Genomic DNA, 17,501 nt, shown 5'->3' on the forward strand with positions numbered 1-17,501 from the left:
CACTCTAATATAATAATGAATCTACAAATTAGATATTAACCAACGCTAGTTTTTTTCATCAAATTGATGCTATACATTACAAAGCATATTTTTTGTAAATTGTACTGAAACTATAAGTATTAAAAAACCTCCTGCTTTTTCTTCACATCACAATAAACTTTATAGTACTCCTCTGCCATTTTTTCCATAGAATAATGTACCGATGCTACTTTAAGCAGATTTTCTTGTATCTGCACTTTTTTATCTATCCAATGTTTAACTCTATTTGTTAATTGCTCAACATCAGGATAGCCAACAAACTCACTGTATTCAGCAATAGAAATTGACTCTGGTCCACCTGCCTTGAATCCAACAACTGGAGTTCCACATGATAAGCTTTCAGCACAAACCATCCCAAAGGTTTCACGACGGCTGCTAATAACGGTTAAGTCAGCCATTGAATAGTATTGTGAAAGCAATTGTTGATCACGTACCGGCCCGATTAAAATAATATTATTGCTAATCTTTGTATCATTTTCGAATCTGTATGGACCAACAACCACTACCTTGATATTTTTGAGGTTTTTGGCAAGTTCTATTATATATCGCCCCCCCTTTAAATCATCATCTAAATCAGTAAAATTAGCAGTTACATGTAATAAAATTTTTTCATTTTCAAGTATACCTAGATTTTTTCTCAGATTATAATCTTGCTTTTTATGAAATATATTACGGGTGTCAATCCCATTTTGTATTACTTGGATTGGTAATTTTTTACTAATTGGTGACACTTTTAATCGATCATACATCCAAGGAGATACTGCAATCATTTTTATATATTTAAACCCATCGAATGATTTTTTCATCCTTTTCCATTCATACGCAGTTCTGTCATGCATATACGGTCTGTATGGATCGAAAACCATGGAGCAGTTTCCACATCCCGTTAAAAACTTTTCACAATCGTATGAATGAGCACAGTTACCAGTATAATAAAACTCTGCATGATTTGTCACAACAGTAGGAATTTCAGCCCTCTTTAAAAATTTTAACAACCAATAATAATTTATAGTATTTATATTTGGACAATGTATGTGTACTACATCTGGTTTTTGTCTTTTTATAAAAGAGATTAATCGTATTGTTGAGGTGTAACCTGTTGAGTATTTTAATCCCAAAATTCTTGCTAATATATAATAGAACAATTGTTCGTATCTGCTTGCAATAAGATAGTTGTTCTTATTAGTTTTCGGTCCAGTTTCATAACAATTAACAAACATACATCTGTCTGCCAGACACTTGGAGATATCCGAAATTATCTTTCCTGTACTTCCAATCTCAGTTACGCAGTTTATAGTTAATATCTTCATACTATCTCCTTTCAAACAGTTCATCTAAGTATGGAACAAAAATAATCAATGGAAAAACTGTCATTGAGTATGTCGATGGATTAAGAAATCCCAAAACAAAAAAGTAAAAATAACTCAGTCGCAAAGTCGTTAAGGGCACATCTTTTTTGTATAAGTATAACTTTGATTTTTTATATATACTTACCCATAATATTAATAATAATGAACATATAAAAATTCCATATTGAGCTAATCTGTCAACCCATTCTGTATGCATTCCAAAAACTGTGTTTTTGTCAATAAGTAGATTGCCTAAAAGCGGGTGTTTTAAAAATAAATATACCGAAGTTTTAAATCTAGCTCCACGCTCCCCTTCTTCGCTTAAATAACTCATATTATCAGTTCCATCAATTGTTTGAGCCACTTCTATCATTCGTTCACTTACTATTGGTGGTAATAAATTGAATTTTGAAAAATTAATCATTGCCGTTGATAAAATTGTTTGAGACATCAATAGTACAATTAATGTCACAATTCCAATTATTAGGTTAATTTTCTTTGTAAACATAAATGACATAAATAAGAAAATTATATTTAAATACAATGCGGTAGAATAACCAGAAACTGTAATAGTGAGCGTGTTTAATATAATAAATATCCAGAAAAAACATCTATTCTTTGTTATTATACCTCTTAATAATAGCACCTCTAATATTACGTTTAGTATAATTAAACCATAAATAAAATCATAGCCACCAAAGCCAAGAATGATTTTACTGTTTACTTGCGTCGAAGCTGTCGCTCTCAAAATATTTGGGTCCATTATTACATTAACTAAAGTTGACAGCATGGTTACAAAAAAACCAAACAAGGAAGTTTTCAATAAAATTATTTTAAATTTCGGTGATACAAATTTTAGATATATAAATATAACATATACTAATATAATTTTTATAATATTATCAATAGTATGCCAATAATAATTCAAATCCACTTGACTAATTATCAATGTGCCAACTAACACAAATAATACACTAGCAACAACCTCAAAACTAAATATCTGAGAAGCAAAATATTTGTTTTTTATACTTACTACTATTAAAAATAAGCCTGCTACATAAGCAAAAATAATATTAAAAACCGGTACGAAACTTGCAAATCTACACGAAAAATAAATTACAATATATAATGCAAAAATATTCCCTACTGGTATCTTTCCTAATTTATTCATCCTATATTTTTTCCTTTCACGGTTCTCAATGCATAATATTACTAAACTTATTCCCTCAATACTTCTAACTTACGATATATTTATTTTTATAAAAAGATGCTCATACGAACGTGCATGTAAGTGTGATCATATGATACTGATCATATAATGAGGTTCTCAATTATGCTAGCCGTTTGTGTTAGAAATATTAATAACAATGATTACTAAGTTTATAAGAACCATTTTTTATAATTTCTAAAGATTTGAGTATTATTTTATCGTCGAATATTTTTTTGAAACAATTAAATATCTATCTCATATTGCTCTACAACCAATTGATTCGTTGTATTTTGTGAATAACGTCTTATATTTATATTATACTCTATGGCATTACTCCAACCAGTTACTGTTCATATGCTAATTTCTTTAAGAAATAATATATATCTTCACCTTGTTTATCCCAAGTTTTATTGGCTAATACGAATGTAATAGCATCATTAGCCTTCTTTTTCAATTCCGAGGGATTTTTCTTCATAATTTGGTCAATACCTTTTGCTAATTCAATGGGATCATTTGACTCGACAAAAAACATTTTATCTAAATACTCTTCTGTGAATCCGCTCAGCTTTGTTGTTAAAACCGGTGTTCCACTAGTCATATATTCGAATATTTTAGATGGAAATGTGACCATTGAAATTGGATCCTCTATTGGCCTTGGATTTACTAGCAAATAAGCTTCGCTTTGTATTTTTTTCATGGTCTCATTATCAACTCTGCCATAAAAAAAGACATTGTTCATTTCTTTAGAACATTTTACTATATATTGTTCTAATTGTCCGGCTCCGTAAATTTCTAGAAATACTTCATTGTCTTTTAAATATTTCATGGATTCTATTAGATTTATAACTCCACTATATTCTGTTAATGCTCCTGAATATACAATATTTTTTTTTGCCTTTTTTAAATTTTTCATCTCCTGCACTTCATTTATTTCAATACCACCTTCAACAACTAGATATTCAGTATTAGGAGCATAAATTTCAGCTGCATATTTATTCAGAACAATTAATTTATCACAATTCAATATAGATTTGCGTGTTAAGTTATCAAAAATTCTTCTTAAAAACACAGATACTCCTTTTCTATTAACTTTATCGTCTATAGGTAAGTCAGCAAGTAAAGCAACAGTTTTACAGTCATATTTATTTTTTAGCCATCTAAGTGGCAATCCTACTTGTGGAAACAAGTTAAAAGTTAATATTATCGTATCTTTATCTACAAATCTTTTTGCTTGAAAGTATACTGAGAAAGTTTGCCATATTTGCTTTATTATTTTAACATTTAAAAATCCTATTCTCGTTGATTGTAAATTTTGAAATATAGATATTTCTTCTTTTTTTATATAAATATTTTTATCGCACGGATATGTTGCTACAGGATATACTGTAATAGATTTCAACTCAATATCCTGATATTTAATTAGATTTTTAAGAAGATTCAACTGCATTTTATTACCAGCAATTGAAACTCCAGATAAATTTTCTGCAATGTGTTTATTTACCGCATAGCCTAAAAAAAGTATTTTCAAATAAATTCACCCCCGACCAACAAGTTAATAGTTTTTAAAAGTTTTTATTAATATGACACATAGCTAAATAAAGATTTTTATAGAAAACATATAAAACAATAACGTATGTTTTGTATTTAAAATTTATTAATATTCCTAAAATTTTATATTTTTCAATATTGAAATATGAACTTTTGCCATATTTTCAATTGTATATCTTTGTATTTTATTTAAACTACTTCTGGACATTTTTTCTGCTAAGATTTCATCTTCTAAGATTTCATTTATCCTTTTAGCCAGCATATCACTATTATTCACAGGTATGATAAAACCATTTTCATAATCTGTTACAAGTTCAAGTCCTGCAATACATTTATCAGTAGTAATAACTGGCAACCCATAACCCATTGCTTCATTAATCACAAGACCCCATATATCCTCTCTTGTAGGTAAAACAAATACATCTGTAGCTTTGTAATAATTAGATAACTCTTCTTTCAACTTAAAATCAACAAAATGAACATTATTTAGGCTCAACTTCTCCTTAATATCTATATACTCTTTTGGAGGTTCACCTCCAATAATATATACCCCGATATTATTTTCAAGTTTCAAGCATGCTTGCAATAATACATCAAATCCTTTACGATAAATAAATTGCCCAATTGCAAGAACTATCTTATCCTCTTTGATTTCTAATGAATCTCTTATTTTCTTTTTTTCAAAACTATCGATTGGACTTTGTAAGATATCACTATTATATAATGATGTAAAAGGATACCTATATATACATTTCTTATTAGCTCCGTAAGCCAGATAATATTCATCGTGAGTTCTTGCCGTGCTGAGCCACCCTTTTGACCTACTTAGGATGTGTTTCTTTAGCTTCTCTTTAAATCCTTTACCACTTTTAGGAAAACCTCCATCACTCTCAATTAAATACTCTATTCTTTTTAAGTTCATATATTTAATAGCAATAATGCCCGTTGGAGTTAAGGGATTTGATATAATAATGTAATCGTAAAAGTTTTTCCTTAAGTACTTTACAATATTAATATCTAAAGCTTTATCTACCCAAAAAGATTTTCCGTTTAAAGTAATTCCCTTAAAGTTTATAAAGTTTTGTTCTTTCCAACTTTCATGACGTTCAGAAGAAGTATTTTTCTCAAATAAGACCGTTAACTCACAGTATTTTCCAAGTTCATTAAAAAAATTCACTCTATATGGAGATGGCACATTTGTGACAAACAATATCTTCAATGATTTTAACCTCCTTTAGCTATAATCTATATTCCTTTTCAAAATTGAATTATATTTAGATTTTGAAGTTGTGTACCTATTTGAACCAATAACAATATTTCCGATCTTTTCTAATCCTATTTTTTCTATGATAATTTTATATAGGTGAATAAACAATAATGTTATATATAAAACAATAAAAGGCCTTGTTAGGGTTGTCCACCAAATATCAAAACGATTAAACAAATTTGTTATCAATCCAGCTACAGGCATATGAAGCAAGTAAATTGAGAAGGATTCTTGTCCCCAAATGTTTAACTGATTTGTTTTCTTAGAAAGTAATAAAAAAGATAATCCAAAAAATAGAAAAATAGCTAAAAACTCTACAGGTAAAAAGTAGAGTTTACTGTAAGTTAAGAATTCACCAAAATAAAGTATACTACTCAAACATCCTATAAACAAAATAGCAATATAAATAATATATTTCTTTATGAACAAACAAAAAATTCCTAAAAATTTATAGTTATAAATTAAGAGCCCCATAGAAAAGAATATCATCCAATTTAAAGGATTTAGATATCCATTAATTTCATAACCTACTATTTTAAATTGGTCAAGACTTGTCAATATATTGCTTATAATAGATATAATGATTGTTAAAAATAAAAATAAATTTTTACTTAGAAAAAAGAAATAGATACAGTATAAAGTAATTAAAACAGTCAAAAAATATAAGTAACTTCCGTTTCCTATTATCCAGTTAGCCCATCCACTAAAAGATATTCCATCTTTGCGAGTCATTGTATAAAAATAAATCATTGTTCCAGTACATACCCATGGAATAATAATTGAACTTATTTTTCTTTTAAAAAATACTATAAATGACTTTTCATTTTTACCCATTAAAAATCCTGAGATAAGGTAAAAAATCCCTACACCTATTGCTCCAATTGAAGAAACTAAATTGGCAACTATCCTATTGGTATATGAAAAGTCTGAACTGATATAACTACAGTGTGCAGAGATAATTGAAAGTACAGCAAATGATTTTACGAGATAAATAAATTTACGCTCATCAAATTTTTTAATTTCCATAGACGCTCACTCTCCCATATTCTACTACTCTCAAAATACTTACGTCATTTTAATAAAACATCTCATATATAAAATACATTTGCATTATACTCTAAATTTTTTTATATATGATATATTTCTTGCATAACTTACTATGAATAAAATTTTAAAGTATCTAGTTCTTTCTAACTAATCAAACTATATGAAGGTTTTTATCTATGACGTAATCTACCAAAGACTTTTTTGATAAATTCAACATAGTCTTTGAGTTATTTGTTTTTTTGTATTCAATTTTTTTATTTATACTCCTTAACATTAATTCAGCAAGTTCATACTTGTCAAAAGGATTAAATAAATATGCATTTTCATAGTTGTCTAATATTTCATGTGAAAATGTACAATCTGAGGCTAAAACAACGCTTCTATGTAGTTTTGCTTCTAGTATAGGAAGCCCAAAGGTTTCTATATACGATGGAAATATTAGAATTGATTTTGTATAATAATGAAAGACTTCTTCTCTAGAAATGCTTCCTATAAATTCTATAGGCAAGTGATTTTTTTCCACTTGTTTAAATAGATTTAATATATGTTCATTTTCAAATCCTGTTAATGTGAAAATCACTTGGAAGTCTTTCTTGCTTTTCTCTTTAACTATTTGGCTAGCTTCAACAATAATTCTGTGGTTTTTGTAAAAACTTGAGCCCGCTGGATAGAAAAAGATATTACAGTTTTCTTTATTCATTTCAAAATTTTTTTCAATATTAATATTAATTTGTGGAGGTATCACATCTATCTTTGATGCTGATACCTTTGCCTTTTCCATGCAAGCTTTCTTAAACCATCTTGTCTGAACAATAACTTTATCTGCTTTTCTAATTGATCTAATAATGCTTTTACTTATTATATTTTGATATATCCAGAATAATTTATTTTCTCTAAATGTAAACTTATACTCTACAAATGGTAGCGATTGGTGTATATAAACTATCTGTTTTACACTGATTCTAGGAACTATAACATTTTGCAAAGAAAATACTTTATCCACTTTGTACTTATTCACTATATTTGGAGCAATAATTTGGTCAAAATATAACCTATGAAACCAACTATTCTTTACCCACGGATATCTTACTATTTTTATATTATCTGTTTCTTTAAACTCAGGTGTACTTACAACAAAAATCCAATTAATCGTCTTATCTTTATGTTCTTTTACTTCCTTAAAAAACTCTTTTAATACAGATAGCGCCCCTCCATTTTCTGCTGGCACATCAAAAACTATAATATTCACAAAAATTTACTCCTCCCAGACAACCCTATTCACATAATCAGTATAAGATAATAGGATTCTAAGCACCTTTTCAGATACATTTGGCATACTATAGTCATTTACTAGCCTAATCATGTCCTTGTCTTGTATTTCTAAAACTTCTAGCCCCTGAAGTACCCTTTCTTTTTTTAGGCCTACCATCATTGTAGTTGCTTCTTCCATTGCTTCTGGTCTTTCATGGGCTTGTCTAATATTAAGTGCTCTAAATCCAAGAATTGATGATTCTTCGCTAATCGTTCCACTATCACTAAGTACCGCTTTTGCCTTCATTTCAAGTTTTACATAGTCGTTAAACCCAAGAGGTTTCATAGTTCTTACCAGTGGATTAAACTTAATACCCTTAGCATTAATCATATTTCTAGTTCTAGGATGGGTACTCACAATCAAAGGTACATTGTACTTTTCAGCAATTGCATTAAGAGTATCGACCAAGTCTAAGAAATTAGTTTCAGAGTTAATATTTTCTTCTCTGTGAGCAGATACCACAAAATATTTTCCTTCTTCCAATTTTAGTCTCTCTAATACATCTGATTTCTCAATATCATCTCTTCTCGAATTAATTACCTCAAACATCGGACTTCCTGTTTTAATAACTCTATCTGCAGGTATCCCTTCTCTTAACAAGTATTCTCTTGCAATATCACTGTAAGTTAAGTTTATATCTGATATGTGATCTACAATTTTTCTATTTGTTTCTTCTGGTACTCTTTGATCAAAACACCTGTTTCCTGCTTCCATATGGAATATTGGTATGTGTCTTCTTTTTGCTGCTATAGCACATAAACAGCTATTTGTATCTCCAAGAACTAGCAAAGCATCAGGTTTTACTTTTTCCATAATTGGATCTATTTTTATAAGAATATTTCCTATAGTTTCTATTGCTGTACCAAAAGCGGCATTTAGAAAATAATCTGGTTTTTTTAATTTAAAATCTTCAAAAAATACTTCATTTAATTCATAATCATAATTTTGTCCCGTATGAACAAGTGTATGTTCAATTGCTTTTGATTCTTCTAATTTATTGATAACAGCCGACAGTCTTATAATCTCTGGTCTGGTGCCAACCACTGTCATAACTTTCAATTTCTTCATAAAAATTATACCTCCATATAATAAGTATCCGGCTTTTCAGAATTAAAACATTCATTTACCCACATTATGGTGACCATATCTGTATCTCCAAGGTTCTCTATATTATGTGTATATCCAGTTGGTATATCTACTACTTTCATTTTTTCTCCACTTACAAAGTATTCTATGACTTCATCTGAGTCAATTTTTCTGAAACGGATAACCCCGTTACCACTCACCACAAGAAATTTCTCATTCTTTGTGTGATGCCAATGGTTACCTTTTGTAATTCCAGACTTGGATACATTTATTGAAACTTGTCCTCTATCAGAGGTTCTAATAAATTCTGTAAAAGAACCCCTATGGTCACAATTCATTTTTAAAGAATATGAAAATTCATCTTCTGGTAAAAAGCTTAAATATGTGCTATAAAGCTTTTTAGTCAAGTCATCTTCCATATTAGGAATATTTAAGTTTGACCTACTTTCTTTAAATGATTTAATAAGTTTCGCTAGTTCTCCAAGCTTAATTTTGTGTGTTATTGGTATATATGAGAAACTTTTTTCTCTTAATCCATACTGTTTAACTCCAGTTATATATTCACCTGTAATACTTACAAGTTGTAATTCATTTTTTCGAGAACTTTCTTTTAATCCTTTTATAAATTCACTTACCACGTCATCTATATAGCATAGAACTAATTCTGCATCTGGATTGTTTATTTGGATATCTAAATCCCTAGCAATGTTATGACAATACGTAGCTACAACTGTATTATAATTAGGTCTACTCCACTTTCCAAATAAATTTGGTAATCTATATACAAAAACTTCTGCACCTGTTTCTTTGCTATAGTCAAATATTAAATCTTCTCCTGCTTTTTTGCTTCTACCATAAGAGTTATTCATTTCTGCTTGTACCGAGGATGTAATTAATATAGGAGCTCTATTATTATGTTTTTTAAGTAAGTATAGTAATTCTGATGTGAATCCAAAGTTACCTTCCATAAACTCGCTCTCATCTTTAGGTCTATTTACTCCAGCAAGGTGAAATATAAATTCACAGTCCTTAGTATATTCATTAAGAAGTGATTTTTCAGTATCTCTATGGTATTCAAAAATATCTGTGTATCCTTGGTTTCTAAGCTCAGCAATAAGATTTTTTCCTACAAATCCTTTTGAACCTGTAATAAGTATCTTCATAGTACCACCTCTTTATATTCTTTCTCTTAACCAATTAATATCTTCCTTTATAACTCTTGCTGGATTTCCAGCCAATATTACTCCTTGTTGATCAAAACATTTTGTTACAATAGCACCTGTCCCTACAATTGAATTGTCTGCTATATGAGCTCCTTTATTTATAATTGTCTTATTACCTATCCACACATGACTTCCTACTATAATATCTTGTGAAACATTTATTCGTTTACCATAAGAATCAATAATTGAGTGACTATCACCTGTGCGAAAAACCACATCTGTTGAAAACATACAGTCACTTCCTATGTTAATGCTTTTTCCCTCAATACAAGCTAAATGTGTTTTACCAAATATAGTGGTCTTTTCGCCTATGATAATCTCGTTATTATCATCCTCCATATGCAATTCAGTATCTTTTAAAAACACCTTATTTCCTATGATAATCTTGTTATTATTACCATTTATAAATATCCTACAATTATTTAAAAAACACTTATCTCCTAGCTCTATAATATTATTTTTTCCCATAATTATAGTAGTTGTTTTCTTTAAGAAACTCGTATTGTTTTTAATTATATTGTTGTTGCCTTTTACTCTTGTCATATTAAGGCTTGTTAATTTATAAGCAAAAGAGGATATATTTGTTAAAGAAGGATATTTATCTAGCAGTTCTTTTCCAAATGAAAAGATAGAAATCACGACTTCACCACTCTCTATGTAATTTTATATAAAAATACTCATTAGTACTTTTAATCTGTCTTAGGCTTGGATATAAATTTCTAACCTATAAAATAAATCTATATGCCTTCATGTCATATTTTTACTTACACATTTAACACCTTATTCGAAGGACATAGCCGCTTCATTCATAATTGATATATTTCTCAACTCTTCTCTTACATAGTCAAGCTCAAGTAATTTTTCTTTAATCTGATCTATATTTAGCCTTTCTGTATTATCGGAGTTGTACTCATCTTCAGTTGATAGTTTATAATTTCCTTCTACAAAATACTTATTATAGTTAAGGTCTCTTTTATCAGCTGGAACTCTAAAGAATCCTCCCATATCTTGTGCTACCACATATTCTTCTTTGGTAAGAAGAGTTTCATATCTTTTCTCTCCATGACGAGTTCCAATAACTTTGATTTCATTGTCTACATTAAACAGTTCTTTTAATGCTTTAGCTAAGTCACCTATAGTAGAAGCCGAGGATTTTTGAACCATAATATCTCCCGCCTTAGCATTTTTAAATGCAAAAACAACTAATTCTACAGCTTCCGCTAAACTCATTAAAAATCTTGTCATATTAGGATCAGTAACTGTAAGTGGCTGTCCATTTTTTATTTGCTCAATGAATAGTGGTATAACAGATCCTCTAGAAGCCATAACATTTCCGTATCTAGTTCCACATATTAAAGTTTTATCTGGAGATACTGTTTTTGATTTAGCAACAAACACCTTTTCCATCATAGCTTTTGAAATTCCCATAGCATTGACAGGATATGCTGCTTTATCTGTTGAAAGGCAAATAACTTTTTTTACATTACATTCTATAGAAGCTGTTAATACATTATCTGTACCTAGTATATTTGTTTTAACAGCTTCTAGTGGGAAAAACTCACATGACGGCACTTGTTTTAAAGCTGCAGCATGAAAAATATAGTCTACTCCATACATAGCATTTTTTACGCTAGCTAGATCTCTAACATCGCCAATATAAAACTTTAATTTATCATTTTTATACAGTTTTCTCATGTCATCTTGCTTCTTCTCATCTCTAGAGAAGATACGAATTTCTTTTATATCTGTATCTAAGAACCTTTTCATTACAGCATTGCCAAAAGAACCCGTTCCACCAGTGATTAATAGTATCTTGTTTTTAAACATATCTTCATCTCCTTACTAAAGTCGTTGATTAAGTTTTGTTAACTCTATATTCTTGAAGCCTTTTTTTGAAATTATTTATTATTATTTTGTAAGCAATATCAGATGTATAATGTTGTTCTAAATATTTTCTTCCGTTAAGCCCCATTTGTTTTAATAGTGTTCTATCACTACATAGCTTATCTAGGTTTTTAAAGAAGTCTTCTACTTCTAAGCTTTCACTCCATAGTCCAAATTTGCCAGATTCTAATATACTTCCTAAATCTGTATTTTTATCTATAGCTGCAATTACAGGCATACCAAATTCCATGTACGTTAGTATTCTTGAAGGTATATTTGGTATAGTAAATCGCCTATCTAAAAATACTAGACCTACATTACAAGCCCTAACTACTTTATCATAATCTTCTTTTGGCATATATGAATATATTAATGAATTTTTAATATTATTTTCTTTTACATAATTATTTAACTTCGTAAACTCTGTTCCTGAACCTATTATTAAAAAGAAACTATCTTCTCTTTTTTCATTTTCTTTAATACAATCTATTATAAAATCTACACCTTGAGGCTTTCCTAGATTTCCACCATAAACAAATATGGTTTTATTTATTGGTATGTTATATTTGTTTCTTATTGTATAAATATTCCCATTGCTTAATTTTTCTAACTTCAGCGGAGTTATAGTATTAGGTAATACTTCTACTTTATATCCAGATATAAAATCATTATGATTTAATATAAAGTCTACATTTCCTTGAGACATACATCCTATATAATCTGACTCATTATATAAGCTAATTTCTTTTTTTCTAAAAAATTTATATATTAATCCATCTTTTTTCATCATTTCTATATCTACTGCATTTTGAGGAAAAATATCCTTTAACATAAGATATGAACTAGCCTTATCTCTTTTTTTTATATAAGATACTACATTTGAGAATGTAATAGGTGGCGTAGAATAAACTACTAAATCAAACCTTACGTGACTTAAATATTTATCTATAGCTTTTATAAATTGTCTTTCTAACATCAACGTAGATATTCCTTTTTCTATTTTATTAACTTTTTGTATATTCCCAGTCTTCACTTTCAAAACATTTAATTCATTTATCTCGGCTAAACTAGTATTTATATTGCGTCTTTTTTCAATAGGAGTAACTACATATACTTCATTTCCTTTAGATTTCATCTCTTTCATTAAGTCAGTATATATTCCCCTAGATTCTGAAAAAACTAGAGTAAGAAATAGTATATTCACAATAAACACCTCAGCAAATTAATTGTCTACTTATCAAATTCTCTTTTTATTATATTTATAACAATTTTAAATTCTTCAATAGAGTTTTTAGTATCAGATGGCAAACATATACCTCTATTAAATAAGTCCTCTGATGTACTTCCTTCTTCTAAAGGTGTAAAAAACTTATATTTTTTAAAAAATGGCTGTAAATGCATTGGTTTCCATACAGGTCTTGATTCTATATTTTCATTTTCTAAAGCTAACATTATATCTATTGGTTTAACCTTAGAATTTTCCTTTATAGCTATAACTGATAGCCAATAATTCGGCTCGCCAAAATCACATATATTCATCATTTCTATATTATCGATATCTTTGAAAGCTTCTTTATAAGCTTCATATATTTCTTTTTTCTTAGCTATTCTTTTGTCTAATACTTTAAGCTGACCTCTACCTATTCCAGCTATAACATTACTCATCCTATAGTTAAATCCTAATTCTTTATGTTCATAATGTCTCTCAGTTTCTCTAGATTGGGTAGCCCAGAAAAGAGCCTTATTAGTATATTCTTCATTATTAGAAACCATCATGCCCCCACCAGAAGTAGTAATTATCTTATTTCCATTAAATGAGAATATTCCTACGTCACCAATTGTTCCACTTTGATTTCCTCTATACGTTGCTCCTAAAGATTCAGCAGCATCTTCAATTATAGGTACATTGTATTTATCACATATAGCTTTTAATTTATCATAATCTGCACTTTGACCATATAAATTAACTACTATAACAGCCTTTGGCATCTTATTATTTTTCTCTGCATCATCAAACGCTTTTTGTAAAGCTATAGGGCACATATTCCAAGTTTCATAATTTGAGTCTATAAATACTGGCTCTGCTCCTTGATATATTATAGGATTTGCAGTAGCTGAGAAAGTTAATGTTGAACAAAATACAAAATCTCCTTGTATTACTCCTAAACACTTAAGTGCTAAATGTATAGCTGCTGTTCCACTTGATAAAGCTGCAGCTGAATTACATCTGACATACTCCGCAAGTTCCTTTTCAAAATTATTAACATTTGGTCCAAGAGGTGCTATCCAATTTGTGTCGAAAGCTTCATTTATATACTTTAACTCTTCTCCACCCATATGTGGTGAAGCAAGATATATTCTTTTCTTCATTAATATTCACCCTCTATTTATCATAATCTTTTATAATTTTAGCTGGATTTCCTACTGCAACACAATGTGAAGGTATATCATTTATTACAGTAGATCCTGCTCCAATAATACTACTACTTCCTATTTTTATACATGGTATTACAGTAGAATTTGCTCCTATATGGGTACTATCTCCTACATGAACTCGGCCACAAAGAACAGTTCCTGGTGATATATGAGAAAAATCTGATATTACATTGTCATGTTCTACTATAGCACCTGTGTTTATAATTACATGTTTTCCTATAGTTGAGTTAGCATTTATAACCACTCTAGGCATAATAACAGTTCCCTCTTCAATATCTACATTACTTCCTATAATAGAAGTCGTATGAATAGCTGTAAAATACTTGATATTACCTAGTTTATCAGCTATTTTTTTTCTAATGTGATTACTTCCTATAGCAACTATAAATTCAGTATCTTTACTATAATACAATCTTGCATTATCAACTTTATCTAATATCTTATATCCCATAAACTCTTTTTGGCCTTGACTATCATCTAATAGTCCTGTTATTTTCAATTTACTACCTTGATTAATCATACTTTCTATAATACCTATTATTACTGAAGCATGACCTCCAGCTCCGATAATGACTATATTCTTCATAATATCACCCACTAGTTATTTCCGTTAAACTTTTCCATAGTAACATGACCTTCCTGGCTTATTCCATCTCTTTTTACAACTTTTAATACTGTTATAAAAAGGATCTTTATATCCATAAATAAGCTACAATTATCTACATATTCTACATCTAGTTTAAATCTATATTCCCAGTTTAAACTATTTCTTCCATTTACCTGAGCCCATCCAGTTATACCTGGTCTTACTTCATGCCTTCTAAATTCTTCTTTACTATATAAAGGAATATATTCTACTAAAAGCGGTCTTGGTCCAACTAGACTCATATCTCCTTTTATTACATTTATAAGTTCTGGGAATTCATCTAAACTAGTACTTCTTAAAAACCTACCTAAATAAGTAAGTCTTTCTTCATCAGGTAATGGATCGCCCCATTTATCAGTAGCATCAATCATAGTTCTAAATTTTATCATTTTAAATATTTTGCCATTCTTACCTACTCTATCCTGTGTAAAAAATATAGGATAACCTAACTTTGTATAAACCAATATACTTATAATTACTAAAATAGGAGAAAGAATTATAAGTCCAAATAGTGAACAAATTATATCAATAAATCTTTTAAGAAACTTTTGCATCTCTTTTCTCCTTTACGTACGTAGGTACTAACGATTTAATAGCTACTTCAATTAAATCATCCTTTTGTTTTTCAACTATTTCTCTTAATACATTTAAATTCATATTTATTCTTTCTACGTCTATATTTATAGGCTTACCTATAAATATCTTCTTGTGCTTAGTATCAGTCAACCCTTCCTCAGCCATTAACAGCTCTTCATATAACTTTTCTCCTGGTCTAAGCCCAGTAAATTCTATTTTTATATCCTCATCAGGTTCAAATCCCGATAGTTTTATAAGATCCTTTGCCAAATCTGTTATCTTAACTGGATCTCCCATATCTAATACAAATATTTCTCCACCTTTAGCCATTGCTCCAGCTTGTATAACTAGTTGAACTGCTTCTGATATAGTCATAAAATACCTTATAATATCTGGATGAGTTACTGTTATAGGTCCACCTTCTTCAATTTGTTTCTTGAATAACGGTATAACACTTCCATTACTTCCTAAGACATTTCCAAATCTAACAGCGACAAACTCAGTTTTGCTTTCTTTGTTTATAGTTTGTATTATCATCTCAGCAGCTCTTTTAGTTGCTCCCATTATATTAGTTGGATTAACTGCTTTATCTGTAGATATAAGTACAAATCTTTTTACTTCATATTTATCTGCTAATTTTGCCACATTTAACGTTCCAAATATATTATTTTTAATTGCTTCACTTGGGCTCTTTTCCATAAGTGGAACATGCTTATGTGCAGCTGCATGAAATACTACATTAGGTTTGTATGTGCTAAATATCTCATCCATACGCTTTGTATCTCTTACGGAAGCTATTATTGTCTTAAGACTTAGCTTATTTCCATACTTTCTTATAAGTTGTTGTTGTATTTCATACGCATTATTTTCATATATGTCAAGTATTATAAGCTCCTTTGGCTTAAATTTAGCTATTTGTCTACATAACTCAGATCCTATAGATCCACCACCACCAGTTACCAAAACTACATGGTTAGTCAAGTACCCAGATATTTCTTCTAAGTTTACCTTTATAGGGTCTCTTCCTAGTAAATCTTCTATATCTACATCTCTTATTTTCTTTATATCTACTTTACCATCTATAATTTCATATACACCTGGAAGAGTTTTCAATTTACATTTAGACTCTTTGCATATATCTATAATCCTCTTTTTTTCTTTTTGAGATGCCGAAGATATTGCAAATATTATCTCATCAATATTCTTTTGTTTTACTATGTCTTTTATATCATTACTTATACCTAGTATAGGTATATTATGTATGCTTCTTCCAACCTTACTTATATCGTCATCTATTATACCTACTGGTAACTTATTAATCTGAGGGTTAGCAAATAACTCTTTTACTACCATAGCACCAGCACTTCCACCACCTATAACCAAAACCCTAGATGCTGTTTTTGATAGGCTATATTTAGTCTTTAGTCTTCTTATTGTTCTATAACCTAATCTAACTCCTCCAGTTGCCAAAATTAAACCTAGTGTATTTACTATATAAAAACTTATTGGAAAGTTAAACTCTAATACTATAGATAAAGGATATATTATAATTGCACAAGCTATTGTTGCTAAAAATATAGTGTTTAACTCTTCTACGCCTGCATATCTCCATAAGCTTTTGTAGCACTTAAATAGATAAAGTACACATACAGTTAATATTGTATAAATAAGTAAGCTTTTTTTCAGTAGTTCAATATACTCTATAGGTGGCGCCAAATTAAAAGTAAGTACAATAGACATTATTGCTACTAAATTAATCAAGATTATATCTAATGTAACTAAAACAAGTTGTCTTACCCTATATCTATCAAAAAAATTACCAATGGTATGATTGCCTTCTTCATACTCTAAAGATTTAATCGCTTCCATCTTATCCCC

The 17,501-nt window shown here is 29.2% G+C and carries 15 protein-coding genes; all 15 read right to left on the bottom strand.

Annotated elements, in window-relative coordinates; genetic code table 11:
* Positions 1 to 119: 119 nt before the first annotated feature.
* Positions 120 to 1,349 carry a glycosyltransferase gene (locus ACUSRV_RS02400; protein WP_490140313.1) on the bottom strand — a complete coding sequence of 410 codons (1,230 nt, stop codon included), beginning with the start codon at positions 1,347 to 1,349 and terminating at the stop codon, positions 120 to 122.
* 1 nt (position 1,350) lies between these two features.
* Entirely contained in the window at positions 1,351 to 2,559 is a 1,209-nt protein-coding gene (locus ACUSRV_RS02405; protein ID WP_490140314.1) for a hypothetical protein, read from the bottom strand.
* A gap of 382 nt (positions 2,560 to 2,941) precedes the next feature.
* Positions 2,942 to 4,126 (bottom strand): glycosyltransferase, encoded by a 1,185-nt coding sequence (locus ACUSRV_RS02410; protein WP_490140315.1) that lies wholly within the window; start codon positions 4,124 to 4,126, stop codon positions 2,942 to 2,944.
* Positions 4,127 to 4,261: 135 nt separating this feature from the next.
* On the bottom strand, positions 4,262 to 5,365 hold the full coding sequence (locus ACUSRV_RS02415; RefSeq protein ID WP_490140316.1) for a glycosyltransferase family 4 protein: 1,104 nt from the start codon (positions 5,363 to 5,365) through the stop codon (positions 4,262 to 4,264).
* A gap of 15 nt (positions 5,366 to 5,380) precedes the next feature.
* Entirely contained in the window at positions 5,381 to 6,439 is a 1,059-nt protein-coding gene (locus ACUSRV_RS02420; protein WP_490140317.1) for an acyltransferase family protein, read from the bottom strand.
* Positions 6,440 to 6,611: 172 nt separating this feature from the next.
* Positions 6,612 to 7,709, bottom strand: a complete 1,098-nt coding sequence (locus tag ACUSRV_RS02425; RefSeq protein ID WP_490140318.1) for a glycosyltransferase — start codon at positions 7,707 to 7,709, stop codon at positions 6,612 to 6,614.
* A 6-nt stretch (positions 7,710 to 7,715) separates the two neighbouring features.
* Positions 7,716 to 8,840, bottom strand: a complete 1,125-nt coding sequence (gene wecB, locus ACUSRV_RS02430; protein ID WP_490140319.1) for a non-hydrolyzing UDP-N-acetylglucosamine 2-epimerase — start codon at positions 8,838 to 8,840, stop codon at positions 7,716 to 7,718.
* Between the two features lie 5 nt (positions 8,841 to 8,845).
* Positions 8,846 to 10,021 (bottom strand): capsular polysaccharide biosynthesis protein CapF, encoded by a 1,176-nt coding sequence (locus ACUSRV_RS02435; protein WP_490140320.1) that lies wholly within the window; start codon positions 10,019 to 10,021, stop codon positions 8,846 to 8,848.
* 12 nt (positions 10,022 to 10,033) lie between these two features.
* Positions 10,034 to 10,720: an acyltransferase gene (locus ACUSRV_RS02440; RefSeq protein ID WP_490140321.1), complete on the bottom strand. Its 687-nt coding sequence runs from the start codon at positions 10,718 to 10,720 to the stop codon at positions 10,034 to 10,036.
* Positions 10,721 to 10,861: 141 nt separating this feature from the next.
* Positions 10,862 to 11,908 (bottom strand): polysaccharide biosynthesis protein, encoded by a 1,047-nt coding sequence (locus ACUSRV_RS02445; RefSeq protein WP_490140322.1) that lies wholly within the window; start codon positions 11,906 to 11,908, stop codon positions 10,862 to 10,864.
* Between the two features lie 28 nt (positions 11,909 to 11,936).
* Positions 11,937 to 13,169 (bottom strand): glycosyltransferase family 4 protein, encoded by a 1,233-nt coding sequence (locus ACUSRV_RS02450; protein ID WP_490140323.1) that lies wholly within the window; start codon positions 13,167 to 13,169, stop codon positions 11,937 to 11,939.
* Between the two features lie 26 nt (positions 13,170 to 13,195).
* Complete coding sequence (locus tag ACUSRV_RS02455; protein ID WP_490140324.1) at positions 13,196 to 14,335, bottom strand: DegT/DnrJ/EryC1/StrS family aminotransferase; 1,140 nt, start codon at positions 14,333 to 14,335, stop codon at positions 13,196 to 13,198.
* 13 nt (positions 14,336 to 14,348) lie between these two features.
* Positions 14,349 to 14,987: an acetyltransferase gene (locus ACUSRV_RS02460; protein ID WP_490140325.1), complete on the bottom strand. Its 639-nt coding sequence runs from the start codon at positions 14,985 to 14,987 to the stop codon at positions 14,349 to 14,351.
* A gap of 11 nt (positions 14,988 to 14,998) precedes the next feature.
* Complete coding sequence (locus tag ACUSRV_RS02465; protein WP_490140326.1) at positions 14,999 to 15,601, bottom strand: sugar transferase; 603 nt, start codon at positions 15,599 to 15,601, stop codon at positions 14,999 to 15,001.
* A complete protein-coding gene (locus ACUSRV_RS02470) occupies positions 15,585 to 17,492 on the bottom strand; it encodes a polysaccharide biosynthesis protein (RefSeq protein ID WP_490140327.1) in 1,908 nt (635 codons plus the stop codon). Before ACUSRV_RS02470 ends, ACUSRV_RS02465 begins: the two co-directional genes overlap by 17 nt.
* Between the last annotated feature and the right edge of the window lie 9 nt (positions 17,493 to 17,501).

This window comes from Sporacetigenium sp. TC11, from assembly GCF_058146105.1.

Bases quoted from the DNA above. Each gene is read 5' to 3' on its own strand.
- wecB (WP_490140319.1), bottom strand. From the start codon at position 8,840: ATGAAGAAATTGAAAGTTATGACAGTGGTTGGCACCAGACCAGAGATT.
- ACUSRV_RS02435 (WP_490140320.1), bottom strand. From the start codon at position 10,021: ATGAAGATACTTATTACAGGTTCAAAAGGATTTGTAGGAAAAAATCTT.
- ACUSRV_RS02445 (WP_490140322.1), bottom strand. From the start codon at position 11,908: ATGTTTAAAAACAAGATACTATTAATCACTGGTGGAACGGGTTCTTTT.
- ACUSRV_RS02400 (WP_490140313.1), bottom strand. From the start codon at position 1,349: ATGAAGATATTAACTATAAACTGCGTAACTGAGATTGGAAGTACAGGA.
- ACUSRV_RS02460 (WP_490140325.1), bottom strand. From the start codon at position 14,987: ATGAAGAATATAGTCATTATCGGAGCTGGAGGTCATGCTTCAGTAATA.
- ACUSRV_RS02465 (WP_490140326.1), bottom strand. From the start codon at position 15,601: ATGCAAAAGTTTCTTAAAAGATTTATTGATATAATTTGTTCACTATTT.
- ACUSRV_RS02405 (WP_490140314.1), bottom strand. From the start codon at position 2,559: ATGAATAAATTAGGAAAGATACCAGTAGGGAATATTTTTGCATTATAT.
- ACUSRV_RS02455 (WP_490140324.1), bottom strand. From the start codon at position 14,335: ATGAAGAAAAGAATATATCTTGCTTCACCACATATGGGTGGAGAAGAG.
- ACUSRV_RS02420 (WP_490140317.1), bottom strand. From the start codon at position 6,439: ATGGAAATTAAAAAATTTGATGAGCGTAAATTTATTTATCTCGTAAAA.
- ACUSRV_RS02470 (WP_490140327.1), bottom strand. From the start codon at position 17,492: ATGGAAGCGATTAAATCTTTAGAGTATGAAGAAGGCAATCATACCATT.